The organism is Haloarcula salina (genome assembly GCF_010119195.1).
GTDB classification, from domain to species: domain Archaea; phylum Halobacteriota; class Halobacteria; order Halobacteriales; family Haloarculaceae; genus Haloarcula; species Haloarcula salina.
Map to the genome: position 1 here is coordinate 106175 of NZ_WRXL01000007.1, position 23277 is coordinate 129451.

Below are 23277 nucleotides of genomic sequence, written 5' to 3' on the forward strand. Positions count from 1 at the left end.
TTTGGAGCGCGGCGTCGAAAACAGGCGAGCGCCTCGACCCGCGCGAGCGCCGTTCGCTCAGAACTTCTCGATATAGTCGTCGACGAACGCACGAACGTCCGCCAGCGACGGCTGGTCGGCCGTGCGGACGAAGTAGCCCGCGACGGCGTTGCCGACGACGACGGCGGCGGCGGGCGAGAGCCCCGCGACGAGCGCGAGGCCGAGACCGGCGTTGAAGTGGTCGCCGGAACTGGTCGTCAGTTCGGGGTCCGACACGGCGGGCACGGCCACGCTGTCAGTTCCATCGCCGGAGACGACGACGGAGCGCTCGACGCCGTGACCGACGAACCACGTCGGGTCGAGCGCCTCGGCGACGGCTTCGGCGGCCGCCTCGAAGGAGCGCTCGGCCTCGCCGGCGTAGGCGTCCGCGAGCACGTCCGTCTCGGCGCGGTTCGAGGAGACCACCACGTCGGTCACCTCGTCCAGCCGACCGATGGCTTCGCGGCCGGCGCGCAGGCGGTCGGCGTCGAGCTTCCGCACGTCGCCGGGGTCGACCAGCACGCGTTCGGGCGGGTCGTCGATGGCTCCCCAGAGGTCACACAGGCCGTCGAAGACCGTCGGCAGGTCGGGCGTCTCCGACCAGTAGCCCGTCCCGAGCAGGCGCGCGCCGTCCAGTTTTTCGGCCAGCCGGTCGTGGCCGAACGCGTCGTCCAGCGCCGCCCAGTCCAGCGACATGGTGTCGCCGATCTCGGTCAGCATGAGCTTGCCGTCGTCGAACTCGACGGCGTCGGTGACGCCCGGGTCGCCCAGCGAGTGGAGGTCGTACGCGCCGAACTCCGCCTCGAAGGCCTCGTGGACCGGGTCGCCGTACATGCCGATCATGACGGGGTCGAACGACCAGACGCCGAAGGCGCGCGCGAGGTGGCTGGTGTGGCCGCCGGTGCGGTTGCCGTCCTGCAGCCACTCGAAGGAGAGCGAGCTGTCGGCGGCCACGGAGCGCTCGATGCGGTCGCCGAAGCCGGCGAGCGTGTCGAGCCGGTCGTAGTGCTCCGGGTCGCTCCGGTCGGCGACGACCTCGCGCACGCGGTCGAGGTAGCCGTCGAAGCCGAAGACGACCCGGCCGCGGGCGAACTCGTCCGTCGCCGGCAACTGCTCGGCGGCGGCGTCGACGGCTCGGCGCGTCTCCTCGTCCATGCCTACAGCACGTCGTCGGCCGTCGCGTCCTCGAAGATGACGCCCTCGAGCTTGTCGAGGATGTCGTAGGGATCGTCGCGCTGCCAGACGTTGCGGCCGACGGCGAGGCCGGCCACGCCCACGTCCATGCAGTCCTCGACGAGTTCGAGGAAGTCGCGGTCGGAGGTCTTCGACCCGCCCGAGAGCAGGACGCGGTTGTCGGCGGCCGAGCGGACGGCGTGGGCCATCGCCTCCTTGTCTCGGGGGTACTTCACCTTCGTGAAGTCAGCGCCGAGTTCGAGTCCGATGCGGGCGGCGTAGGCGATAGTCGAGGGGCTGCGGTGCTCCTTGATGGCCTGTCCGCGCGGGTACGACCACATGGCGATCGGGAGGTCGTGGTCGCGGGCGTTCTCCTGGACCGGGCGGAAGTCCTCGAACATGTCCGTCTCGCGGTTGACTCCGGGGTAGATCGTGTAGCCGATGGCGTCGGCACCGAGTTCCGCGGCGTACTCGACCGACCAGTTCTGGGGCGAGTACGGGTCGCCCATCCAGAGGTCCGACCCGCCGTTGAGCTTCGCCAGCAGGTTCACGTCGTCCTCGTAGCTCGGGTAGTACGTCTCGGCGAGGCCCTTGCCGACGGCCAGCGCCGTCACGGCGTCGTGGGTCGCCATCTCGAACACCTCGCGCGGGTCGAGGCGCTCCTCGACGCCGCTGAACTGCTTGGGGCCGTGTTCCAGCCCGTGATCGTGGGCCAGGACGAGCGTCTTGTCGTTCCGTACGAGCGGTGAGTCACCCAGTGGTCGCATGTGGTGTTGGTACCGAGAACGACCATTAACCGTTTTCGGTTTTGATTTGTTACTACTGTTCGTGTTCGCTTTTGATCGGGGATGGGGATTAAGTGCGTCCCACGGGAACGTCCGGGCATGTCATCGATCGAACTCGACGACGAGACAATCGAGCGACTCGACGAGCTCCGTGTCGAAGACGAGTCCTACGACGAGATCGTCACCGAACTCATCAACATCTACGAGGCAGAGGAGCTAACGCTGTTTCACGGTGGCGACGAGTACTAGGACTGGGCCTGCTCGCGAATCGTGTCCCAGCGGCCGTTGGACTCCAGTTTCTCCTGAAGCTTCTCCGCGTACGCCTGTGCGAGCTTCGCCGCTTCCTCCTCTTTCTGTTTGTCGCCGCCGCCGGAGCCCCCGAGCCCCAGCGCGTCTTTGACGCCCGAGAGGAGTCCGCCGGAGCCGCCCGAGCTGTCGCCGCCCGGACCGCCCATCGGGCTCTGATTCGCCACGCGTTCCATCTCCGGCATGACGCTGGAGAGCTTCGACGTGTCGGCGACGATGTGTGCCTCCTCGGGGTCGTCGGGGTCCTCGATCTCGAACTCCACGGCCGTCATGACGAGGCCCCACTGCTGGCTCGAGAACGACGACGCCTGCACTTGGTCGTTGAACAGTTGATCGACCGCCATCCGCTCGCCGGCGATGCGGTCGGTCCAGTTTGAATCGCTCATGGCGGGACGTTAGCGGGCCTGATGTATGAGCGTTTCCCGGCGCGGCCGGTCGCCGGCGGCCGATGACCGTCCGCCGGTCCCGAATCAGACGCCGGACTCGATCGTGATCTCGGCGTGGAGTTCCTCGCGCAGCGCCGAGTGGACGTGACAGATGTCCTCGCCCAGTTCGACGATGTCCCAGGCGTCGTCGCCGAGGCTCTCCTCGACCTCGATGTGGAAGTCGATGGCTTCCAGGTCGTCGTCCTCGTCCAGGTCCGCGGCGACCTCGACCGTGACCTCGCCGATGTCGTCGTAGCCGTGTTTGTCCGCCGCGACGCGGAACGCCGGGATGTAACAGGACGCGTAGTCGGCCGCGAGGACCTCGTTCGCCGACGGCCCCTCCTCGCTCAGGGCGTCGACGACGAGTTGCCACTCGCCGTTGATGATGCTCTCTACTGTGTAGCCTTCCTCGCAAGTGCTCTCGACTTCGATATCTGCCATAGCGTTCCGGCTGTCTCGGCGCTCCCTCCTAAACGTTTCTCGACCGACCAATAAGTGCGATGTCGGAAAGTCCGCGCCCGCGGCTCAGAGTTCGAACGTCTCGTCGCCGTCGAGGACGTGGACTTCGGTGTCGCTCCCGGCCGCCTTGACCTCCTTGACGAAGTCCTCCGTCTCGATCTCGATCGGCGGGAACGTGTCGTAGTGCATCGGGAATGCGTGGTCCACGTCGAGCCAGTCCACGGCGATGGCGGCCTGCATCGGTCCCATCGTGAAGTGATCGCCGACCGGGACGGCGGCCGCGTCCGGTTCGAGGTACGGCCCGATGACCTCGCGCATCTCGGTCATGAGGCCGGTGTCGCCTGCGTGATAGAACGTCGTCGACTCGGCGTCGCTGACCTGCGTCGGCTTCGTGTCCGAGATGACGAAGCCCGCTGGCATCCCGCCGCTCGTACCGTAGGTGGTGTCGATCCCGTTGGTGTGGTCCGCCCGGTGCATCGTGACGAAGGCGTCGCCGATCTCGACGGTGCCGCCGAGGTTCATCCCCATGCCGCCGACGGCGTCGAACTCTCCGAAGTTGTCCTCGCAGTACTCGACGAGTTCGGGGGTCGCGACCAGGCCGGCCCCCTCGTAGCGGTCCACGTCGCCGATGTGGTCGGCGTGGCCGTGGGTCAACAGCACGTAGTCGGGATCGAGTTCCTCGGGGTCGGTGTCCGTGTGCGGGTTGTCGAAGAACGGATCGATGAGCAACTCTGTGTCGTCGACCGTGACGTGCCACGTCGAGTGGCCGTGCCAAGTGAGTTCCATGCCGGCACTCGCTACTCGCGGGCGCTACTTAATACCTCACTGAGAGGAAGCCGAACCGCCGCTCACTCACCGCCCGCGGCCGGCCGGATCCGCGAGAGCCGCATCGCGTTCCCGGTGACCGCGGTCGTCATCCCGGCGTCGCCGGCCAGCACGGCGACCCAGATCGGCACGAGGCCGAACGGGACCGCGACCGCGAGGCCGGCCTTGACCGCCAGGCTGGCCCAGACGTTCTGCCGGATGACGCCGTTCGCGTCGTGGGCCAGTTCGTACAGGTACGGGAGCTTCGAGAGGTCGTCGCTCATCAGTGCGATGTCGGCCGTTTCGAGCGCCGTGTCGGTCCCGGCCGCGCCCATCGCGACGCCGACGGTCGCGCTCGCCAGCGCCGGCGCGTCGTTGATGCCGTCGCCCACCATCGCCACGCCCTCGTACTCCTCGACCAGCGCGTCGATCTCCGCGACCTTCTCGTCGGGCAGGAGTTCGGCGCGGTAGGCGTCGACGCCGACCGACTCGGCGATGGCCCGCGCCGTCCGCTCGTTGTCGCCCGTGAGCATCACCGTCCGCTCGACGCCGAGGTCGCGCAGGCGCGCGATGGTCGCCTTCGCCTCCGGACGGACCTCGTCGGCGACGGCGATGACGCCCTCCAGTTCGTCTTCGGTCCCGACGAGGACCACCGTCTTCCCCTCTGCCTGGAGCGCTGGGACGGTGTCGTCGAGCAGGTCGAGGCAGTTGTTTCGCTCGCAGATGTGCTGTGCCGTCTGCGTGACGACGCCGCCGTCGGTGGTCGCGTGGACGTGCGAGAGATCGAATCCGAGGTCGTCGAACAGCCCCGGCTTGCCGGCGTAGTGGGCCGTCCCGTCGAGGTCTGCGCGGACGCCCTTGCCAGTGATGCTCTCGAAGTCATCGATCTCGCGCTCCGAGACGCCGGCTGCACCGGCCTTCGCGACGATGGCCTCGCCGATTGGGTGTTCGCTGCGACGTTCGAGTCCCTGGGCGCACCGGAGCACGTCCTCCTCGGAGTTGCCGTTCAGCGGGACCACGTCGGTGACGGTGAGTTCGCCCTTCGTGAGCGTGCCCGTCTTGTCGAAGGCGACCACGTCGACCGCCCCCATCGCTTCGAGGTGGTTCCCGCCCTTGATGAGGACGCCGTTCTTCGCGGCGCTGGTGATGCCCGAGACGACGGAGACTGGCGTCGAGATGACGAACGCGCAGGGGCACGCGAGGACGAGGAGGGTGAGTCCGTAGACGACGGCCGTCGAGGCCGTCGTCCCGAGGACGACCGGGCTGGCGAGCGCGACGAGGACGGCGAACACGACCACGACCGGCGTGTAGTACGCCGAGAAGCGCTCGACGAACTGCTCGCGCTCCGTCTTGTTCGACTGGGCGTCCTCGACCAGCTGGACGATACGGGAGAGCGTGTTGTCGCTGGCCGCGGCGGTGACGCGGACTTCGAGGTACCCCTCCTCGTTGATGGTCCCGGCGTACACCTCGTCGCCCTCGGTCTTGTCGACCGGGACGCTCTCGCCGGTGATGGGGGCCTGATTGACCGCGCTGTCGCCGTCGGTGACCTCGCCGTCCATCGGAATCTTCTCGCCGGGCCTGATGACCACGGTGTCGCCGACGCTGACCTCCTCGACGGAGACCGTCACCTCCTCGCCGTCGCGCAGGACCGTCGCCTCGTCGGGCGAGAGGTCCATCAGTTCCTCCAGGGAGTTGCGGGCGCGGTCCATCGAGTACCGCTCTAAGAGCTCCGCGACGCTGAACAGGAACGCGAGCGTCGCGGCCTCGAAGTACAGCGCCTCGCCGAAGACGACGCTCGCCACGAGCGCGCCGAGGATGGCGATGGACATCAGGAGGTCGATGTCGAGGTTCCGGTTCCGCAGGGAGTAGTACCCGTTGCGGAGGATCTCCTGGCCGCCGGCGGCGACGGCCACGAGGAACAGCGCGTCGGCGACGTGGAGGTCGGACCCGAGAACGGTCGCGATCTGCGCGTTGCCGCCGCGCAGCAGGAACTCGAAAGTCAGGCCGAGCGCGACGAACACGCCGCTGGTCCAGGTCTTCAGGGCGCGCGGACTCGTCCAGATGTCGTCCGCGGACGAAGGCTCGCCGCTCGCACGCCCCTCGTCTCCGTCGGCCGAGTGCTCAGTCACCTCGTAGCCGGCGCTCTCGATGGCGCTCGCGAGCGCGTCGGCGTCGGTCTGCGACGGGTCGTACGTGACCTCGACCGTGCCCGTCGTCGGCCGCGTCTCGATGTCCCTGACGCCGTCGACCCTCGACAGCGCGTTCTCGACCTTGCCGGCGCAGGACGCACAGTCCATGTCCGGGACCGCGAACGACCCGCTCGCGTCGTCTGATTCGACGGCGTAGCCGGCCTTCTCGACGCGGTCTGCGATCGCCTCGGCGTCCGTCTCGTCGGCGTCGAACGAGACGGTGAGCGTCCCCGTGGTGACCTGGGGGTCGACCGTCTCGATGCCGTCGAGCGTTCGGACGCTGCCCTCGACCTTGCCCGCACAGGACGGGCAGTCCATTTCGGGGACCGCGAACTGCGCGACGCGCTCGCCGTCGCGATCGGCGTCGTGATCGCGGCCCGTCGTCCGGTCGTGGGTCTGCTCACCACCGCCCGGGTCCGCGGGTCCTGAATCTGTCATTGACGAAGCTAGGCCGCCCCGTCTTATTAATTCGACTGTTAGAATAGCCCGTCGAAATGGGACTGATTAATAAAGAATCTGGATTGAGTTATTAATTCAGCCGCTCATCGCGAGCCGATACCACGACGGAGCGCGTTCAGTCGAACGGCGTGTGCTGGGTCGGCTTGCCCTGCGCGTAGCGGATCCAGCGGCGCACGTGTCGCCCCATCGCCCAGAAGAGGACGACCGTCATCGCGAGCAGCGCGGCCAGCAGCACGATTCCGAGCCGGAGCGGCTCCTCGGCCGGCAGGCCCACGAGGAGGATGATCGTTCCGACCAGCGCCATCTCGACGCCGCAGCGCAGGCCGGGCAACAGGAACCCCGGCGTCGGCGGCTTCGAACTGGACCGTTCCTCGGACATTGGCCGGCGTACGACGCCGAGACGATTGAATGTTGTGCCCGCTCGGCGACGCGGAGCGGTGGGCGAAACGGTCAGGGCGTCCCGAGGGCGATGCCGCCGGCCGCGCGCCACATTGATGGCGTGGCTGTCTGTACTGTGGCTATGAGCACGTTGTCACTCGCCGTCGTCGGGGGCGGAGCGCTCGTCGTCCTGCTCTGTCTGAGCGCGTTCTTCTCGAGTTCGGAGACGGCCGTCTTCTCGCTCCCGAGAGGGTGGATCGACGAACAGGCCGCGACGGGCGACCGTCGGGCCCGCCTGTTGAAAGAGCTATCCGACGATCCCCACCGACTCCTCGTCACGCTCCTCGCCGGCAACAACGTCGTGAACATCGCGATTTCCAGCATCGTGACCGTTATCGTGACCACCTACCTCCCCGCCGGCCCGGCCGTCGTCGCGACGACGCTGTTCACCAGTTTCCTCATCCTCGTCTTCGGGGAGATCGTCCCGAAGGCCTTCGGCCTCGGCAACGCGAAGTACTGGGCGCTCACCGTTTCGACACCCATTCGCCTGACCGAGCGGCTCCTCTCGCCTGTCATCTCGCTCCTCGACGGCATCACGCGTCGAATCAGCGTCGTCCTCACCGTCGAGAGCGACATCGAGAAGCCGTACGTGGACTGATCAGCGGCCACCAGTCGCCGGGCGGGTGTTCGGAACCGTGGCTTTTTCGCCGGCAGGGGCGACGGTCCGGTATGAAGCAGTCACTCACGCGCCGGCGACTCCTCGGCGCGTTCGGCGGAGCCGTCGCCGCCACGGCGGGCTGTCAGGCCCCCGGGTCACCGGCCGAGTCGTCCGCCGGCGATCAGGCGACCAACGCGGACCAGTCGCCGTCGGCCGGCGAATCGACGCAGCCGGAAAGCGCTTACACGGCCGTCTACGAACAGGTCGTGGACGCCGTGGCCTCGATCAGGGTCTACACCGACGCCGGGAGCGCCAGCCAGGGCAGCGGCTTTCTCGTCGACGGCGAGCACATCGTGACGAACCAGCACGTCGTCGCCGGCGGCTCGGAGGTCTCCGTCCGCTTTTCGGACACCGGCTGGCGGTCCGTCTCCGTCGTCGGCGCGGACGTGTACAGCGACCTCGCCGTCCTACGGATCGACGCGCCGCCGGCGGGAGTGACGCCCCTCTCGTTCGTCGAGACGGAACCGCCCGTCGGGACCGAAGTCGTCGCCATCGGGAATCCGTTCGGCCTCTCGGGCTCGGTGACCGCCGGCATCGTCAGCGGCGTCGACCGGACGCTCGAAGGCGCGAACAACTTCTCCATCGCCGACACGGTCCAGACGGACGCGCCGGTCAACCCCGGCAACAGCGGCGGCCCGCTCGTCACGCTCGACGGCGAAGTCGTCGGCGTCATCAACGCCGGCGGCGGCGACAACGTCGCGTTCGCCATCTCCGCGCCGCTGACACAGCGCGTCGTTCCGGCGCTCATCACGAGCGGCGACTACGATCACTCCTACATGGGCGTCGGCCTCCGGAGCGTCTCGCCGCTCGTCGCCCGGGCGAACGACCTCGACCCCGCGTCGGGCGTCTATATCGACCGCGTGGTCGAGGGCGGTCCCTCTGACGGCGTCTTGCGGGGCTCCAGTGGCACCGAACTCGTCTCGGAGACGAGCGTCCCAGTCGGCGGTGACGTGGTCCGCCGGCTCGGCGACACGCCGACGCCCACCCGACAGGCGCTCGCCAGCTTCCTCGCGCTCTCGACCAGCCCGGGCGACACCATCGACGTGCTCGTCGAGCGCGACGGCGCGGAGCGGACGGTCGAACTCACGCTCGGCTCGCGACCGGAGCCGTGAGACGCTCGGGTCAGGTTCCGAATCCGCGCCGACTGTCGCGGTCGCGGCCGGCCACGAGGTAGCCGACGACGGCGGCGAGCACCACCGTCACGGGCAGTCCCGCCACCAGCAGACCGATGCCGATGCTGTCGCTCGCGACGACGTAGAGGCCGACGCCGGCGGCGGCGACGGCGAGGAAGTCGGCGACGGCCGCCAGCGCGGCCGCTCGCAGTCGGACCGCGCGCCCGGAAACCGCGCCCGCCGCCGTCCGGTCCCGATACCACAGCAGGACGGAGCCGGCGAAGAACGCGGTCAGACCGGCGGTGACGCCCATCGGGAGCCCGATGAGCAGCGAGAACTCGATCTGTGGTTCGAAACCGGCCGTCACCGCGACGGTCGTGACGACGAACGCAACCACGCCGAGGGCCAGACTGACCAAGACACGGAGGTACCTGTTCATACCGACGGGTATGTCAAGCGAGGATAAGAAACTGGACGCCGTTCCGTCACGGGCGGGAGGCGGGAGCCGTTCGCTGGACCCGTGTCGCTGTCAGCGGCCGAGGCTGGTCGAGAACAGTTCCCCGCCGTCCGGCGCGCGAACGGTGACCGTCACCACCGGTCCCAGTTCGCGGGCGGCGGTCGAGTCGGGCCGGTCGGCCGTCGCCCGGAGTTCGCCGTCGGCGTCGACCCAGAGGTACAGCGTGTCGCCGCGGAACGGGTCGTCCAGCGTGGCCTCGTACAGCGTCCCGTTGGAGACGACCGTGACGATCGAGCCGGCGGGCGCGGCGTCGCCGTAGGTGTGGACCAGTTCGACGCTGGTCTCGTCGAAGCCGAACACGTCCATCCCCACGTCGAGCGAGGCGCTCGGCGGGACGGCGTCCAGCCAGGCGGGTCGCTCCGGGGGCTCCGAGCCGACCTGTTCGACCGCGTAGTACGTGTGATAGACGTTTCCGGTGCCGTAGTTCACCTCCGTCTCCGCGTCCCTGATGACGCCGTTCTCGTCGATTCGGAGCGTCGAGGTCGTGTCGTCGATGTCGTCGCCGGCCACCCGGTCGATCGACGCCTCCAGCGTGACGACGCGCACGCCGTCTCGCCGGTCGACGCTCGTCACCTCGTACTCGTCGGCGGCGAACTGGATGTCGCGCTGGAGCCCGCTGTACCAGATGAGCGACTCCGGCGGGTAGAGACGCGGCTGGACCCGGTAGGTCGTGGTCCCGGCCTTGACGTGTCTCGTGACCATCGATGTCGTGTTCAGCCACACGGCGTTGCCGGTGACGCTCTCGTTGCCGTCGAAGTCGTACCCGTAGGACGTGCCGTTCTGGTAGGCAATCTCGCCGCCCGGCCCCGCGGTGGTGTGGACGACGAGTCGGTTGCTGACGGACCCGTTGTACGTGCTGACGACGGTCTGATTGATCTCGTAGCCCGCGGCGAGCAGTTCGCGCTGGTGCGCGCTCATCAGTTCGACGGGGTTGACGATGCCGTCGCGCGTGATGCCCGGCGCGAGCCGTTGATCGCCGCTCGGAGAGTCAGTTTCCGGTACCGTCCCTTGCGGCGTCTGCGTCGGACTCGGTGTCGCCGTCGCCGCCGCTGTCTCGGTCTCCGCCGGCGGGACGCCCCCCGACGCCGTCTCGGACGGAGTCGCTGTCTCCGTCGTCTCTCCGAAGAACCCGGAGCACCCAGCGAGGACTACGACGGCGGCGAGTACCACCGTTCGAACCGCGCTCATGATACTGACGTAATATAATTTGCACTACATTATAGCTGACGCTGCCCGCTACTGTCGGATCTCACGGCGAGCTCTGTCGGATCGTGAAAACGGACTGAAGCGTTCGCAGACGGCCTATTCCAGTGGTTCGGCGGCGTCACGCTCGACCAGCGGGTCGGCGTTGTCGGCCGGCAGCGTCACCACGTCGTCGGCCGAGAGGTCGTACTCGCGCTGGTCGACGCCGAAGATCTCGCCGACGTCGTCGGTGATGCGGACGGTCTTTCGCTCGATGGCGTCGGGCGTCCCGCCGGCGGCGTCCTTCGGTGGGGCAGCGTCCGGGTCCTCGGGCGGTGGTGGCGGTGGCGCTTCGGCTGTCCCGGTGGCTGCCGCCCCTTCCTCGGCCGGTCGGGCCGGGTCCTGTTCGGACGGGTGGGTCGCCGAGTCAGATTCAGTGGGATCGCCGGCGGTGTCGGCCGCTCGACCGTCGCCGCCGCCCATGATATCGGCGGCGTCCACGTTCGGTTCCGGACTCGTCGTAGTCCCGTCTCTCGATTCGGGTTCCGGCACCGCGTCCGGCATCTGGTCGGGAGTCGGGTCCGCGGTTCGGTCGCCGGACTGGTCCGCAGTCGGCGTCTGGTCGCTCGCGGCGTCGTCGGTCGTCGACTCCCCGTCGCCCACCGCACCGGTCGGGGCCTCGCCGGCGATCACGTCGAGGACGTGCGAGCGGTTGGACTCGATGGCGGTGACCATCGTCTCGAACAGGTCGCGCTCCTCCCGCGTGAGCCCGTCGTCCTCGGTGGGCATGTCCGCCGCGGCCAGCGACGCCATCTTGACGATCTTGCCGACGCGGCGCTCGTAGACCGCCTCGACGGTCTGCTCGGCGGTCTTGATGTCGTCGGTCAGGCGGTTGACCTCGGGCGAGTCGAAGGGGTCGTCGGCGCGCTCGGCCGCGCGCTCGCGTTCGTCGCGGAGCTGCTGGATGAACTGCCCCGCCTCCTCGTAAAACGTCGCGCGCAGCTGCTGGAGCTGGTCGGTCTGGCGCTCTCTCGACTGGACGGACTGCAGTTCGTCTAGATTCATTCCTTCCCCTTCTCCGCTCGACCGCGAGCCATCAGGAACACGCCCACGTGCTCTGGTACGGTTTGATTACCCGCCTCCAGTGTAAAACTATCGCCGCCGAGTTCGACCGGACCGCCGTCGGTGACCTCGACGGCGATCTCGTGGCCCCGGAACGTCTCCGGGACCGCGTCGGTCAGCGGGTCGAACGCGTCGAGCTTGTCGCGCTCGATGCGCTGGACTTCGAGCCCGCTTCCGCCGTGGAGCGATCCGGGGAGCCGGATGAGGCGGTTCGTGTCGGTCGTCACCGGCTCGTCGATCGGAGCGTTGTCGGCGGCCACGACCTCGTGGACGACGACCTGCGCGAGCTGGTAGACGGCCGGGTGCACGTCGATGTTGCCGGCCGCCAGCTGCTCGTAGTTCGAGCGCGCCGCGTTCAGCGCCGCCGTCGCCTTCCCCTCGCCGATGCCGTCGTAGGACTGGAGCCGCTCGAGTGCGTCGTCCTCCTCCATGTCGAGCAGGTCGTCGACGAACGAGAGCAGGTGTCGGTGGGCGCGGGCGCTCCAGCCGCCCTCCGTGGTCAGCGTCCGCTTCTGCGCCGGGCTGGAGCGGCCGGCCGTGCCGGCGACGGACTCCTCGTCGACGAGCTCGTCGAACTCCAGGCCGATGCCGCGCACGTAGTCGACGACTTCACGGCGGGCGTCCCGCTCCAGGTGGCGGATCCGCTCGTCGCGGACGTGGACGTGGTAGCCGCGACCGCCCGAGAAGACGACGGTCATGTCGTCGAAGCCGAAGTCGTCTTCGAGGAAATCGAGGAGTCGCAACAGCGCGTCCTTGCACTTCGCGAGCATCTCCGCGTAGCTGTCCTCGCCGAGCACGACGCTCGGCAGGTGATCGGCGTCGAGGTCGAAGACGAGGTCCGAGGAGCGCCAGCCCTTCTCGGCCATCGTCGAGGCGCTCGGGTCGTCGTAGCGGCCCGCGGAGAAGTAGACGTGTCGGGGCTTCTTCCGTCCGAGGAAGTCCTCGATCTCGCCGAGGTCCAGCAGCGACCGGTGACGGACCATCGTCTCGCCGGGGCCCTCGGTCCACGGGATGAACCCCCACTCGCGTTCGTTTGCGGCCGGCGGCGGCGTCACCGACGCCCGCCGGTAGTGGTCGCCGAACCGGCCGCGGAGGTACGCGCGGGTCCGCTCTTCCATCGGCTACCTCGTTTGTGGCTACCCGTGAAAAGCGTTCCTTGTCGGGACGCCGGAGGGGGACGGAGTGCTGCCCCTTTCAGCCGGGCAGGTACTTCGAGAGCTTGTCCTTGATCGAGTCCTCGCCCAGTTTCAGGTAGTAGGCGTCGCCGCCGTCCTCGTAGTAGTTGTCGATGCGGCGGCGGATCTCGAAGCCGATGTGCTGGTAGAACCCGAGCGCCTCGCGGTTCGTCGCCCGGGCGTGGCAGGTAACGCTCCCGTAGTCCTCGGCGACGCGTGCGACGAGGCGCTTGCCAAAGCCGTGGCCGCGGTACTCCTCGTCGACGGCGAGAAAGAGGATGTAGCCGTCGCGACGCACGGCCGCGAATCCGACGAGCCGGTCGCTCGACCGGTCGGTGTAGAGGTAGGTGGTCGACCGTCGGTAGGCGTCGCGAAAGAACCCCCGTCGCTGGCGCAGCACCCCGTCGGACTCTCGGATCTTCTCCTTGAGGTCCCACGCCTCGCCGACGTGCTCGTCGCTGCCCCGGTCGACGATTTTTGTTTCGATGTTGACGCTCACTGCCGTAGGATTAGCGGGGGCGTGGATATAATTCCACCGCCTGTGCAAGGGGTACAGCTTTTTCCGACACCGGAATAGTTGACTGTTGCATGAGCGACGCGCGTGACCGGGTCTCCACCGACACCGTCAGAACCTCCGTCCGCCAGTCGATGGTCAGCGGGTTCGCCCTGACGATTCCCCTGCTCGTCACCGTGCTCGTGGTCGGAGTCGTCGTCAACACGCTCTCCGGCGTGCTCGACCCGGTCGTCCGGTTTCTCGTGAGCCTGTCCGGTGCGGACCCCGCACAGACCTCGACGGCGCTCCTGAAACTCGTCGCGTTCCTCGTCCTGCTCTGTGGGGTGTTCGCGGTGGGGTTCGTCGCCGAGCGCCGGTCCGGCCCCGGCCGCATCGAACTGTTCCTCGAATCGACGGTGAAGCGACTGCCCGCCATCGGGTCGCTGTACACCAGCTTCGACAAGATGAGCGAGATGGTGCTCGACAGCGACACGCAGAGCTTTCAGGAAGTGGTCCTCGTCGAGTACCCGACACCGGGGTCCTACACCATCGCGTTCGTCACGGCGAACACGCCGGAGACCATCCGCTCGGCGACCGGCAACAGCGAGATGGTCACCCTGTTCATGCCGATGGCTCCCAACCCCGTGATGGGCGGGTACGTCATCCACGTCTCGAACGAGCGGGTCTACGACGTGGACATGTCCGTCGAGGAGGGCGTCCAGTCCATCGTCACGAGCGGCGTCGCGATCGGCGAGGGGAGCGTCGAGCGTCCCATCGGGACCTCGCGGTCCTCGGTGACCGCCGACCACCCCGACGAAGCGACCTTCGACCGGGACCCGTCTGGCCGAGAGCCGACAGCCCACGCCGACCCCGACGACCGCTGGGCGGCGTACATCGATCAGGTGGACCCGGAGCACGCGGAGACGCCGGACGCCGTCAGCAGGCGCGAGGGCGACGGCGAGACGCTCGGCGACGACACGGACACGCCGTCGGACCTGCGGCGCGAAGACGAACAGGATTAGCGTCTCCGACGCGAATCATCAGGTATGGATCGCCGCTCGCTGGTCACCGCAGGCACCGCCACACTCGCGCTGACGCTCGGTCCCGCGACCGCGTCGGCACACGTCGATTACGTGACGGACGGCCCCGGCGCGGCGCTCGACGCGCTGGCCTTCTTCCTGTCCGTCCTCGCGAATCCGGTGAACGCGGCCATCGTCGGCGTCTCGGGACTCGCGACGGTCGCCGGTCTCGCGGTGTACCTCCGGGTACGACCCACGGTCGAAGACATCGTCGTCCTCCGTGACACCCTCGTCGGTTACGCCGACCTCGTCCCGTGGATGCTCCGGCTCAGCGTGGGTCTGCCCCTCGTCGGAGCCGGCTTCCAGGGGTACCTGTTCGCCCCGACCGTGACGTTCGACACCGCCACGCACCCCGCCCTTCGAGTCCTGTTCATCGGGCTCGGATTCCTGCTCCTGTTCGGACTGGCGACCCGTATCGTCACGACCGTCGCCCTCCTGACGTTCGCGTGGGCGCTGACCGTCGACGTCGGGGTCGTCCTGGCGATGGAGTACGTCCCGGCGTTTCTCGCGCTGCTGGTCCTCGGGGGCGGCCGGCCCAGCGCCGACCACATCCTCCAGCGCGTCGCGAGCACCGACGGGACGTACTACGGCCGCGTCGACCCGATTCACCACCTGAAGTCGTTCCTCGACGCGGCGACCGAACCGTACCGACGATACGTCCCGGTCGTCGTCCGGGTCGGCATGGGCGTGACGTTCGTCTACCTGGGGCTGTTCCAGAAGCTCGCCGAACCCGGCCAGGCGCTGCTCGTCGTCGAGAAGTACGATCTCACCGCGGTCGTCCCGGTCGATCCGGGGCTGTGGGTGGTCGGAGCGGGGCTCACCGAAATGCTCGTCGGTGTGGCGCTGATCGCCGGGTTCCTCACGCGCGGTGCCGCCGCCACCTCGTTCGTGCTGTTCACGACGACCCTGTTCGGGCTTCCGGACGACCCCGTCCTGGCGCACGTCACGCTGTTCGGAATGGCCTCCGCCGTGTTCACGATGGGGGCCGGGCCGCTCTCGTTCGATCAGTGGTTCGGTCGGCCGGCAGACAGCGACGCTGAGTCGGCCGTCACCGCCGACTGACGCGGCCCGCCGTGGTCAGTTCGCGCCCGACCACTGGTCGAGCTGCGTGCGGTTCTGGCTCCCGCTCGCGTTGTAGTAGATCGTGACCGTGTCGCGAGCGCTTACTCGGCTACCGTAGGCGTTGCCGCTACTCAACTGTGCCAGGTCCCCGGGACCGATCATCGCGCTCGGTTCTCGGTTGGCGAGTTCGGCCCAGGTCACCGTCGCCGCGGGGCCTTCGAGTTCGAGGTCGCCCGCCGGGAATTCGTCGCCGCGCTGGTGCGTGACGATGAGCAACTCGTTCTGGCTGACGTAGTCGTAGGTGAAGTTGGCCTGTGGTCCGCCGGTGTCGTCGTCGATGACGAGGACGTTCAGCCCGACGATGGCCGTCACCAGCAGCGTCAGTCCGATGAGCGCCGCGACGCCGATGTTCTCGGACATCCCCGCCGTGTCAGTGCTGAACCGTCCCATGGCCGTGTGTCGCCCCAACGTGAGACGGCGTTAAATGTCATTCGGCGGCGCGACGGCGAGGGGAAGACACATGCCGGTTCGGGTCACAGCCACCCACATGATAGACGAGACTGTCGAGGAGATCTCGGAGATGCAGACGCACAGTTCCTCCGTGGTCGCGGTCAAGGCCGCGCGGGCGCTCCGTGTGCTGACCGACCGAGAGTACCCGACCGTCGAGGACTACCTCCGCTCGCTCGACCGCAACAGCAGCGCGCTCCGCCGGGCGAACCCGTCGCACGCCTCCCTGTACACGACCCAGGTCGAGATCGTCGAGACGGTCTCGGACGCCGACCCGACCGACGTCGCCGCCGCGAAGGAACTGACGCTCGACGCCATCGACGCAGTCATCGAGGCGGTGGAGTCGGCGAAGGACCGCGCGGCCGAGCGGGCGGCCTCGGTCATCGCCGACGACGGGGCGCTGCTGACCCACGACTTCTCCTCGACCGTCCTCGCCACCATCGACAACGCAGTGGCGGCGGGCCACTCCTTCGACGTGTACGTCACCGAGTCCCGGCCGCGGTTCATCGGCCGGAAGATGGCGCGCCACCTCTCCGAACGCGAGGGGGTCGACGTGACGCTCCTCGTCGACAGCGCGGCCGGCCACTTCATGTCCGAGGTCGACCGCGTCCTGGTCGGGATGGACTGCATCGTCGACGAGACGCTGTACAACCGCGTCGGGACGTACCCCATCGCCGCGACGGCCGCCGACAACGACGTGCCGGTGACGGTCGTCGGCTCGGCCGCCAAGTACGTCGAGGGAGCCTTCGGGTTCGAGAACGAGTACCGCTCGCCGTCGGAGGTCCTCAGAGAGCCGGCCGAGGGGTTCGACGTGGCCAATCCGGCCTACGACGCCACCCCGACGCGCCTCCTCGACACGGTCGTCACCGACGCGGCGACGCACGAGTACTGACGACACCGGGCTTTTCGGATGCTACGCTCGCGAGGACAGTGAAAATCCGCCGGAAGAAGCGGTGTGACTGGAAGGGCGCTCGGGGACTGGACGCCGCTATCGGTGCTGCACGTCGGTTCCGCAGTTCGGACAGCGAACCGTCCGATCTCCGTCGGACTGCTCGACGGTCCACCCGTCGATCGGGCCCTCGTATTCGCAGTCGGGACAGAACAGTGCGGACTTCGAGCGCGTCCGGGACGGGGGGTCCGCCTCGACCGCGCCGCAGGCGTAGATTTCGGTGGAAGTCATTGGAGAAAAGAACGCACCGGCGACGGAAAAATGTGTCGGCAGACTGTTTGATTATTCACGCACATTCGCGAGATACTGTGGTGATAGACCGTGCCAAACTGGATGTTCGGTTCATTACCCGTTCTTCACATGTACATGCGGTCATCTGGCATGCTATCCGTTGCCTCCGCTTCGAGGCGCTCGGCCAGCGCCTGGTAGTGCGCCTCGACGTTGGCGGCGAACGCCTCCAGCGGCCCGGTATCGACAGCGATGTCGTGAGTCGCTCTCAGCGCCTTGACCAGCCTGATCGCGGCGGCGGCGTCGGGCGCTTGCGGGTGTGCCGGCGTGGTGAACACGCCGGTCGCGAGGCTGTCGTCGCTGATGCCGCGCGTGACCAGCTCGGCGCTCAGGCCCTCCAGAAAGCCGTTCCCCATCGACCTGATGTCCGTCTCCGAGAGGAACGCCGCCTGATAGTCTTCGGTCGCGATGTAGAAGGGGACGTGGTCCTCGGGACCGTGGGCCACGGGTACGCCCGTGAGCATGGTGACGTTCGAGACGCCGAGGTCCTCGCCGGTCGAGAGCACCGCCTCGGCTACGTCTTCGACGAGGGGCGGGGCGACGAACCGCTCGCCGACCAGCACGGCCAGCGACTCGTCCTCGTCGGCGTACAGCCGCGTGTGGTGCCGCGGCGTCCCGTCGCGGAACGGCGCGATAGAGGGCGGGCCGCCTCCGCGGAGGTGACCGACCTGCCGCATCGAGCGCTGGTCGGCGAGGTAGTCGACCGCCGTGAGGCCGGCCAGTCCGTACTCGGAGATACCGACGACGAGCGTCTCGACGGGCGGGCACTCGTCGGTCAACGCTATCTTGACTCGCTGTGTCTCGTCCGACGACATGGCGGACCAGACGGCCGCCGGCGGCTAAGCGTTTTGGGAGGGGAACCCTTTTCTCACGGCGGCGTCGAACGTGTGCCATGCGTTCCGGTCCCGTCTGGCCCTTACAGACCTCGTCACCCACGCCGACCGAGGCGGCGACGGCGACCGCCACGGACGTCGCGACCGACATCGGCGGTCTCCTCCCCTTCGAGATTCCGATGTGGGCCGCGAACATCGGGCGCTCGCTCGTCGTCATCGCGCTGGCGATCGTGGTGTCTCGCGTCCTCGTTCGGCTCCTCGGCCGGCGAGTGGCACAGCGGTTTCGCCGGCCCAGCCTGACCCGGACGGCGCTCCGGGGCATCCGCGTCAGCGTGTACGTCTTCGCGCTGTTGACCGTCCTGAACATCTACGGGCTCCGGCTCTCGGAAATCGGGCTCTCCGTCGCGATCTTCTCGGCCGTGGTGGGTGTCGTCCTTGCCCCCATCGTCGGAAGCATCGTCTCCGGCGTGTTCCTGCTTGCCGATCAGCCGTACGAGATCGGCGACATGGTCGAACTCGCCGACCGGGGCCAGCGCGGCTTCGTCGAGGACATCACGCTGCGACACACCAAGATGTTCACGCTCGACAACACCTTCCTCGTCATCCCCAACGGCGAGATGCGCCAGCGCGACGTGGTCAACTACTCGGCTGAGGACTCCCGGACGCGGCTCTCGCTCGACATCATCGTCACCTACGAGAGCGACATCCCGGCCGCGCGGAAGCTGATCGAGGACGCCGCACGCGAGGTGGACAACGTCATCGGCGGCGGCCCGAACATCCGCGTCGGCGCGGCCCGGTATCCGGCCGCACCGACGGTGTACATCAACGAGTTCGCCGACCACGGCGTCCTGCTGACGCTGCGCTACTGGGTGACCGAACCGTACAAGCTCCTCACCGCCCGCTCGCGCGTCCAGACGAACGTCTGGCGACGGCTCGAAGAGGCCGACGTGGAGATCGCCTACCCGCACTCGCACCTGTACTTCGACGAGACCAGCGGCGAGATGAACGTCTCGCTCACCGGGGGGAACGGCGTCGAGAACCTCGATCCGACGGACCCGCTCGACCGCGACGGCCCGCTCTCGGACAGTTAGGACTCCGAGGAGCCCGTCGACTGCTGTGTCGGCGCGTCCTCCGGCGTGACGGTGACGATCTCGCAGTCCAGTTCCTCGCGCAGATACTGTTCCACGTCGGGGTCGCTGACGAGCCGGCGGATCATCTCCCGCCAGCGGCTCACCTGCTTGCTCCCGATGACGACGACGTCGGCCTCCTGTGCGGCGACCTCGTCCAGGATCGTCTCCTCGACCAGCATCCCCGAGCGGACGACGTACCGCGTCCGCGGGAGGTGGCCGAACGCCTCCTCCACGGCGCGCTTGAGTTCCGTCCGCTTGACGCGGTGGCTGTTCTGATAGAGGTTGACGTGGAGCACCGTGAGGTCAGCGTCCTCCGCCTCGGCGAGCTGGATGGCTTTCCCGAGCGTGGCGCGGGAGTTCTCGGAGAGCGGGTACCTGACCGGGACGACGACCTGTGGCATCGACGAGTGATTCGACGGCGAGGGTTAAATCGCTAGCGACAGCGGACCCGACCGTCGACGGGAGCGTCGACCCCGTTGGCCCTGACGTAGTCGGTGAGCGCCTCGTACTGGACCGACGCGACCTCGACCCGGTGAGACTCGGTCAGGACGGGGAACTCCTGGGTCGTGTAGTAGAGGTAGTTGCTCGTCGCGAGGGTGTAGGTCTCGTCGTCGCGCACCGGCCGGCCGTCGACGGCCAGCCGCTCGACCGTGTCGGTTTCGTGGTCCCAGACCACCTCGGCCCCGCTGAGGTGGGCGTGCCACCAGTCGGGCTCGCCGAAGCGCACCCGCCGGCCGCTGGCCTGGCGACACAGCGTCCGCAGTTCCGCGCCGGTGAGTTCGGCGACCGTCAGGGGCTCCTCGAAGGGGACGACCGAGACCATGTCGGCCACGGTCAGCGCGCCGGCGAGCGGGACCGTGTCGTTCCGGAGCCCGCCGCTGTTCTGGAGCCCCACGTCCGCGCCGGTCGCCCAGCGGTAGGCGTCGGCGACGAGGTTCCCCAGCCGGCACTCGCCGCCGTAGGTCGTCTCGCGGCTCCGGTCCAGCGGCTCGTCGGCGTGCCCGACCACCTCGTCGAGGCCGGCCTCGGCGAGGCGGTTCTCGACCGCGGTCTTCACTCGCTCGTCGACTGGCCCGTCGGCCACCTCGCGGAACTTCGCCGTCGGCTCCGTGCCGCCGAGATCGACCTCGACCACCGCGTCCCCGTTGGCACCCGGTCTGGTGAGCAGCGTCCCGGCGACGCGGTCGATGCGGCGCTCGTGGACGTGCCCGCCCAGGATCGCGTCCACGTCGCAGGCCCGGGCGAGGTCGTCGTCGCCGCGGCCGAGGTGCGAGAGGACGACGACCAGCGACGCGCCCGCGTCGCGGAGCGCGTCGGCGGCCTCGGCGACGGCGGCGACCGGGTCTGTGAACGACAGCGTCTCAGCCTGCGGGTTGGCCGACGCCGTGTCGGGATCGGTGACGCCGACGAACCCGATCCGCGCGCCGTCGACGGAGCGGGTCGCCCACGACTCGGTCAAACGCGGCGCGAACCGCTCGCCGTCCTGCTCGACGTTGGCGGTCAGCCAGGTCTGGGGCGACTGCGCGACGACGCGCCGCGTGGCGTCGAGACCGTGGTCGAAATCGTGGTTGCCGAAGGTCTCGAACGCCGGCGACACGGCGGTGAAGAGGTCGAGGGACTGTCGGCCGTCGGTGACGAGCGAGAGCACGCCGGGGCCGGTGTTGTCGCCGGTCCCGACGAGGAGGGCGTCAGCGCCGTCCGCCGCGGCAATGGTCCCCGCGAACCGTCCGATGCGCTCGGGCGTGTCGTAGGCCTTCTCGACGTCCGAGTAGTGGACGAGGCGCGGACTCATACCGAACTACCAGGGCCGGGATCGACAAATGACTTCCGCAGTGATTTAGCCGCTGGGCGGTCACGTCGGGGTATGGACGCGATGGACGGACCCGACGGCGCGACGCTGTACGTCGACAGGAGCGACGGCGACATCGGCACCAAAGGCCCCTTCTACGTCGTCTACCTCGACGAGAACCGCGAACGGCGCTGGGGCTACTTCTGTGGCAACTGCGAGACGTTCAACAACGCGATGGACTCGATGGGACGCATCCGCTGTAACGACTGTTCGAACCTCCGGAAAGCGGAGGAGTGGGACGCCGCTCACGAGTAGCCGCCACCCGACCGCTCGCGCGGGTACTGTCGACCATCTGTCGAGTAGGAACGTTTATGCGATAGCCCCTGGTACGGGCTGACAGATGGGGGCCGTTACCACATCACTCGACGAGCAGGCCCGGTCGATATTCGACGACCTCGGATACACCGTGTCGCGCACTGGTACCGAACTGCGAGCCGAGCACCAATGGCGGGTCGTCACCGTCTCCGTGGTCGATCCACAGGACCCGGTCCCGGAGGACGGCGACTTGCGCTGTTTCGTCACACGGCGGTCCGACGCCGGGGGGCTCTGTCGCCGCCTCGACCGGCGCGACCTCGGGTACGACTGGGCGGTCATCGGCGTCGGCGACGACGGCGACTACGACGTCCTCCGCCGGCCGGGCGAGATCACCGCGTAACGGCACACGCCAACACTTAGGAGGCTCTCCGCCGACGTACCCGGCGTGCAAGTCGGCGTCATCAACCGCGCGCTCGAACAGTTAGCCGCGAACGTCCTCGACGCGCTCCCGGCCATCATCACCGGGTTCGCCTTCCTCGCCATCGCCGCACTCGGAATCAAGATCGTGATGACCGTGGTCCGGGCCGCGCTGGAACGCGCGCTCCCCGGCGAGGCCCCGGTCTACCGGCAGTTCATCGCCACCATCGTCCTCGTCTTCCTCTGGTTCGGCGTCGCGCTCTCCTTTCTCTCCATCGTCGGCCTGACCGCCATCGCGGCTTCGCTCGGCACGGCCACCGGCTTCCTCGCGCTCGGCGTCTCCTACGCGCTCTCGGCCATGATCAAGGACGCCGTCGCCGGCGTCTACCTGCTCCGGGACCCCGACTTCAACCCCGGCGACACCGTGACCGTCGGCGACACCACCGGCGAAGTGACCGCCATCGAACTCCGCAAGACCCGCTTCCGCGTGGACGGCGACACGGTCGTCAGGGCCAACGCCGGCATCGAGGAACGCTGGACGAAGGTCGAGTCCGGCTCCTGACGCCCCGGTGCGACCCGCTATCCGTTGACACGCGATATTTAAGCCTGTCGACATCGTACGGACGAGCATGTTCGTCGGCCACGCGCTGCTAGCGTTCGCCCTGGCCGCGCTCGGCGCGAGGCAACTCGGCTGTTCCCGAGAGCGCGCGCTCCAGTTAGCCGTGTTCGCAGGCCTGTTCGCCGCCGTGCCCGACGTGGACATCGTCTACGCGCCGGTCGGCCTCGTCGTCGGTGCCGTCGGGACGCTGACGCCCGACGTGTTCTGGGAGACCGCGAACGTCGTCCACCGCGGGCCCACGCACTCGCTCGTCCTCGGCGCGGCGCTCGCCGTCGCCGCCGGGCTCTGGGCGGTCGACTCGGTCCACACTCGCGCTCTCTCGGCGGCCGTGGGCGTCTCGCTCGTCGCCGTCGGGGCGGCCTACAGCGGGCTCGTCGGCGGGTTCGTCACCGCCGTGTTCGTCGTCGCCGGCTTCGGCGTCGCGACCGTCGCGCGGCGGCAGAATGTCGGCCCCCGAGCGACGGCCGGCGTCGCGCTCCTCGGCCTGCTCTCGCACCCGTTCGGCGACCTCTTCACCGGCGGCCCACCGCCGTTCCTCTACCCGTTCGACGTGACGCTGGTCGCCGAGCGCGTCGTGTTACACCCCGACCCGACGACGCACCTGCTCGCCGCGTTCGCCATCGAACTCGCCGCCGTCTGGCTCGCCGTTCGGACGTACGTCCACCTCCGTGGCTTCACGCTCACCGGCCTCGTCCGCCCGCGGGCGGCGCTTGGGCTGGGGTACGCTGCGGCCGCAATCTTCCTGCCGGCCCCGACGCTCGAACGGTCGGCGCACTTCGTCTTCAGCGTCCTCGCGCTGGGCGTCGTCGGCGCGCCGGTGCGGCCGTTCAGCCGGGGCGTCGACTGGCTGGAGACGCTCGTGACGGGACTGGCGGCGGTGACCGTCGCGGCGCTCGCGTACGCGATGGCCTACGGCGCGCTGTGAGCGGCGCCGGTCCCGCGACGCGCTCGCCCGACCGTTGCGACAGCGTTTT

Annotated in this window: 28 protein-coding genes; 11 read left to right on the forward strand and 17 right to left on the reverse strand. The window is 68.5% G+C overall.

The window, feature by feature from the left end:
• Positions 1 to 57 precede the first annotated feature (57 nt).
• Together GM656_RS16935 and GM656_RS16940 are read right to left on the reverse strand one after the other, a co-directional pair.
• Complete coding sequence (locus GM656_RS16935; protein WP_162414876.1) at positions 58 to 1173, reverse strand: hypothetical protein; 1116 nt, start codon at positions 1171 to 1173, stop codon at positions 58 to 60.
• 2 nt (positions 1174 to 1175) lie between these two features.
• Complete coding sequence (locus GM656_RS16940) at positions 1176 to 1958, reverse strand: class I fructose-bisphosphate aldolase (RefSeq protein WP_162414877.1); 783 nt, start codon at positions 1956 to 1958, stop codon at positions 1176 to 1178.
• Positions 1959 to 2075: 117 nt separating this feature from the next.
• Here GM656_RS16940 and GM656_RS19190 point away from each other — a divergent pair, with 117 nt between their 5' ends.
• Positions 2076 to 2225: a DUF7557 family protein gene (locus GM656_RS19190; RefSeq protein ID WP_174243005.1), complete on the forward strand. Its 150-nt coding sequence runs from the start codon at positions 2076 to 2078 to the stop codon at positions 2223 to 2225.
• On the opposite strand, the gene GM656_RS16945 is transcribed toward GM656_RS19190, so the two are convergent.
• The 5 genes from GM656_RS16945 to GM656_RS16965 all read right to left on the reverse strand — a co-directional run bounded on the left by GM656_RS16945 (position 2222) and on the right by GM656_RS16965 (position 6997).
• Positions 2222 to 2668 carry a DUF5799 family protein gene (locus GM656_RS16945; RefSeq protein ID WP_162414878.1) on the reverse strand — a complete coding sequence of 149 codons (447 nt, stop codon included), beginning with the start codon at positions 2666 to 2668 and terminating at the stop codon, positions 2222 to 2224. The genes GM656_RS19190 and GM656_RS16945 overlap by 4 nt on opposite strands.
• 84 nt (positions 2669 to 2752) lie before the next feature.
• The gene (locus GM656_RS16950; protein ID WP_162414879.1) at positions 2753 to 3148 is read right to left on the reverse strand and encodes an OsmC family protein; all 396 of its coding nucleotides are present in this window, start codon (positions 3146 to 3148) and stop codon (positions 2753 to 2755) included.
• A gap of 84 nt (positions 3149 to 3232) precedes the next feature.
• Positions 3233 to 3952, reverse strand: a complete 720-nt coding sequence (locus GM656_RS16955) for a metal-dependent hydrolase (RefSeq protein WP_162414880.1) — start codon at positions 3950 to 3952, stop codon at positions 3233 to 3235.
• 62 nt (positions 3953 to 4014) lie between these two features.
• Positions 4015 to 6597 carry a heavy metal translocating P-type ATPase gene (locus tag GM656_RS16960; protein ID WP_162414881.1) on the reverse strand — a complete coding sequence of 861 codons (2583 nt, stop codon included), beginning with the start codon at positions 6595 to 6597 and terminating at the stop codon, positions 4015 to 4017.
• Between the two features lie 136 nt (positions 6598 to 6733).
• Positions 6734 to 6997, reverse strand: a complete 264-nt coding sequence (locus GM656_RS16965; protein ID WP_162414882.1) for a hypothetical protein — start codon at positions 6995 to 6997, stop codon at positions 6734 to 6736.
• A 141-nt stretch (positions 6998 to 7138) separates the two neighbouring features.
• Here GM656_RS16965 and GM656_RS16970 point away from each other — a divergent pair, with 141 nt between their 5' ends.
• Positions 7139 to 7654: a DUF21 domain-containing protein gene (locus tag GM656_RS16970; RefSeq protein ID WP_162414883.1), complete on the forward strand. Its 516-nt coding sequence runs from the start codon at positions 7139 to 7141 to the stop codon at positions 7652 to 7654.
• Between the two features lie 71 nt (positions 7655 to 7725).
• A complete protein-coding gene (locus GM656_RS16975) occupies positions 7726 to 8826 on the forward strand; it encodes a S1C family serine protease (protein WP_162414884.1) in 1101 nt (366 codons plus the stop codon).
• A gap of 10 nt (positions 8827 to 8836) precedes the next feature.
• Here the strand turns inward: GM656_RS16975 and GM656_RS16980 are convergent, their stop codons facing one another.
• From GM656_RS16980 to GM656_RS17000, 5 genes are all read right to left on the reverse strand, one after another.
• The gene (locus GM656_RS16980) at positions 8837 to 9265 is read right to left on the reverse strand and encodes a hypothetical protein (protein WP_162414885.1); all 429 of its coding nucleotides are present in this window, start codon (positions 9263 to 9265) and stop codon (positions 8837 to 8839) included.
• A 90-nt stretch (positions 9266 to 9355) separates the two neighbouring features.
• Complete coding sequence (locus GM656_RS16985) at positions 9356 to 10531, reverse strand: hypothetical protein (RefSeq protein WP_162414886.1); 1176 nt, start codon at positions 10529 to 10531, stop codon at positions 9356 to 9358.
• Between the two features lie 114 nt (positions 10532 to 10645).
• Positions 10646 to 11590 carry a DNA replication complex subunit Gins51 gene (locus tag GM656_RS16990; protein WP_162414887.1) on the reverse strand — a complete coding sequence of 315 codons (945 nt, stop codon included), beginning with the start codon at positions 11588 to 11590 and terminating at the stop codon, positions 10646 to 10648.
• A complete protein-coding gene (gene priS / locus GM656_RS16995; RefSeq protein ID WP_162414888.1) occupies positions 11587 to 12765 on the reverse strand; it encodes a DNA primase small subunit PriS in 1179 nt (392 codons plus the stop codon). Before priS ends, GM656_RS16990 begins: the two co-directional genes overlap by 4 nt.
• 76 nt (positions 12766 to 12841) lie before the next feature.
• Entirely contained in the window at positions 12842 to 13321 is a 480-nt protein-coding gene (locus tag GM656_RS17000) for a GNAT family N-acetyltransferase (RefSeq protein WP_162414889.1), read from the reverse strand.
• Positions 13322 to 13410: 89 nt separating this feature from the next.
• Here GM656_RS17000 and GM656_RS17005 point away from each other — a divergent pair, with 89 nt between their 5' ends.
• Positions 13411 to 14337, forward strand: a complete 927-nt coding sequence (locus tag GM656_RS17005) for a DUF502 domain-containing protein (protein ID WP_162414890.1) — start codon at positions 13411 to 13413, stop codon at positions 14335 to 14337.
• 24 nt (positions 14338 to 14361) lie between these two features.
• Positions 14362 to 15456 (forward strand): DoxX family protein, encoded by a 1095-nt coding sequence (locus GM656_RS17010; RefSeq protein WP_162414891.1) that lies wholly within the window; start codon positions 14362 to 14364, stop codon positions 15454 to 15456.
• A 15-nt stretch (positions 15457 to 15471) separates the two neighbouring features.
• On the opposite strand, the gene GM656_RS17015 is transcribed toward GM656_RS17010, so the two are convergent.
• On the reverse strand, positions 15472 to 15906 hold the full coding sequence (locus tag GM656_RS17015) for a type IV pilin (protein WP_162414892.1): 435 nt from the start codon (positions 15904 to 15906) through the stop codon (positions 15472 to 15474).
• Between the two features lie 97 nt (positions 15907 to 16003).
• On the opposite strand from GM656_RS17015, the gene GM656_RS17020 reads away from it, so the two are divergent.
• Positions 16004 to 16855 (forward strand): translation initiation factor eIF-2B, encoded by an 852-nt coding sequence (locus tag GM656_RS17020; protein WP_162414893.1) that lies wholly within the window; start codon positions 16004 to 16006, stop codon positions 16853 to 16855.
• A gap of 96 nt (positions 16856 to 16951) precedes the next feature.
• Here GM656_RS17020 and GM656_RS17025 read toward each other — a convergent pair whose 3' ends face one another.
• Positions 16952 to 17143, reverse strand: coding sequence for a hypothetical protein (locus tag GM656_RS17025; protein ID WP_162414894.1), 192 nt, complete (start codon positions 17141 to 17143; stop codon positions 16952 to 16954).
• A 125-nt stretch (positions 17144 to 17268) separates the two neighbouring features.
• Entirely contained in the window at positions 17269 to 18015 is a 747-nt protein-coding gene (locus tag GM656_RS17030; RefSeq protein ID WP_162414895.1) for a proteasome assembly chaperone family protein, read from the reverse strand.
• Between the two features lie 77 nt (positions 18016 to 18092).
• Between GM656_RS17030 and GM656_RS17035 the strand changes: the two genes are divergently transcribed.
• Entirely contained in the window at positions 18093 to 19124 is a 1032-nt protein-coding gene (locus tag GM656_RS17035; RefSeq protein WP_162414896.1) for a mechanosensitive ion channel family protein, read from the forward strand.
• On the opposite strand, the gene GM656_RS17040 is transcribed toward GM656_RS17035, so the two are convergent.
• Together GM656_RS17040 and GM656_RS17045 are read right to left on the reverse strand one after the other, a co-directional pair.
• On the reverse strand, positions 19121 to 19564 hold the full coding sequence (locus GM656_RS17040) for a universal stress protein (protein WP_162414897.1): 444 nt from the start codon (positions 19562 to 19564) through the stop codon (positions 19121 to 19123). The two genes, GM656_RS17035 and GM656_RS17040, sit on opposite strands and share 4 nt — an antisense overlap.
• A gap of 32 nt (positions 19565 to 19596) precedes the next feature.
• A complete protein-coding gene (locus GM656_RS17045) occupies positions 19597 to 20955 on the reverse strand; it encodes a bifunctional metallophosphatase/5'-nucleotidase (RefSeq protein ID WP_162414898.1) in 1359 nt (452 codons plus the stop codon).
• 72 nt (positions 20956 to 21027) lie between these two features.
• On the opposite strand from GM656_RS17045, the gene GM656_RS17050 reads away from it, so the two are divergent.
• The 4 genes from GM656_RS17050 (at position 21028) to GM656_RS17065 (ending at position 23228) form a co-directional block, all read left to right on the forward strand.
• Positions 21028 to 21267 carry a DUF5816 domain-containing protein gene (locus GM656_RS17050; protein WP_162414899.1) on the forward strand — a complete coding sequence of 80 codons (240 nt, stop codon included), beginning with the start codon at positions 21028 to 21030 and terminating at the stop codon, positions 21265 to 21267.
• 85 nt (positions 21268 to 21352) lie between these two features.
• Positions 21353 to 21667 (forward strand): DUF7116 family protein, encoded by a 315-nt coding sequence (locus tag GM656_RS17055; RefSeq protein ID WP_162414900.1) that lies wholly within the window; start codon positions 21353 to 21355, stop codon positions 21665 to 21667.
• A 45-nt stretch (positions 21668 to 21712) separates the two neighbouring features.
• Positions 21713 to 22246 (forward strand): mechanosensitive ion channel domain-containing protein, encoded by a 534-nt coding sequence (locus tag GM656_RS17060; RefSeq protein WP_162414901.1) that lies wholly within the window; start codon positions 21713 to 21715, stop codon positions 22244 to 22246.
• A 67-nt stretch (positions 22247 to 22313) separates the two neighbouring features.
• Positions 22314 to 23228 carry a metal-dependent hydrolase gene (locus tag GM656_RS17065; protein ID WP_162414902.1) on the forward strand — a complete coding sequence of 305 codons (915 nt, stop codon included), beginning with the start codon at positions 22314 to 22316 and terminating at the stop codon, positions 23226 to 23228.
• The last annotated feature ends 49 nt before the right edge of the window (positions 23229 to 23277 follow it).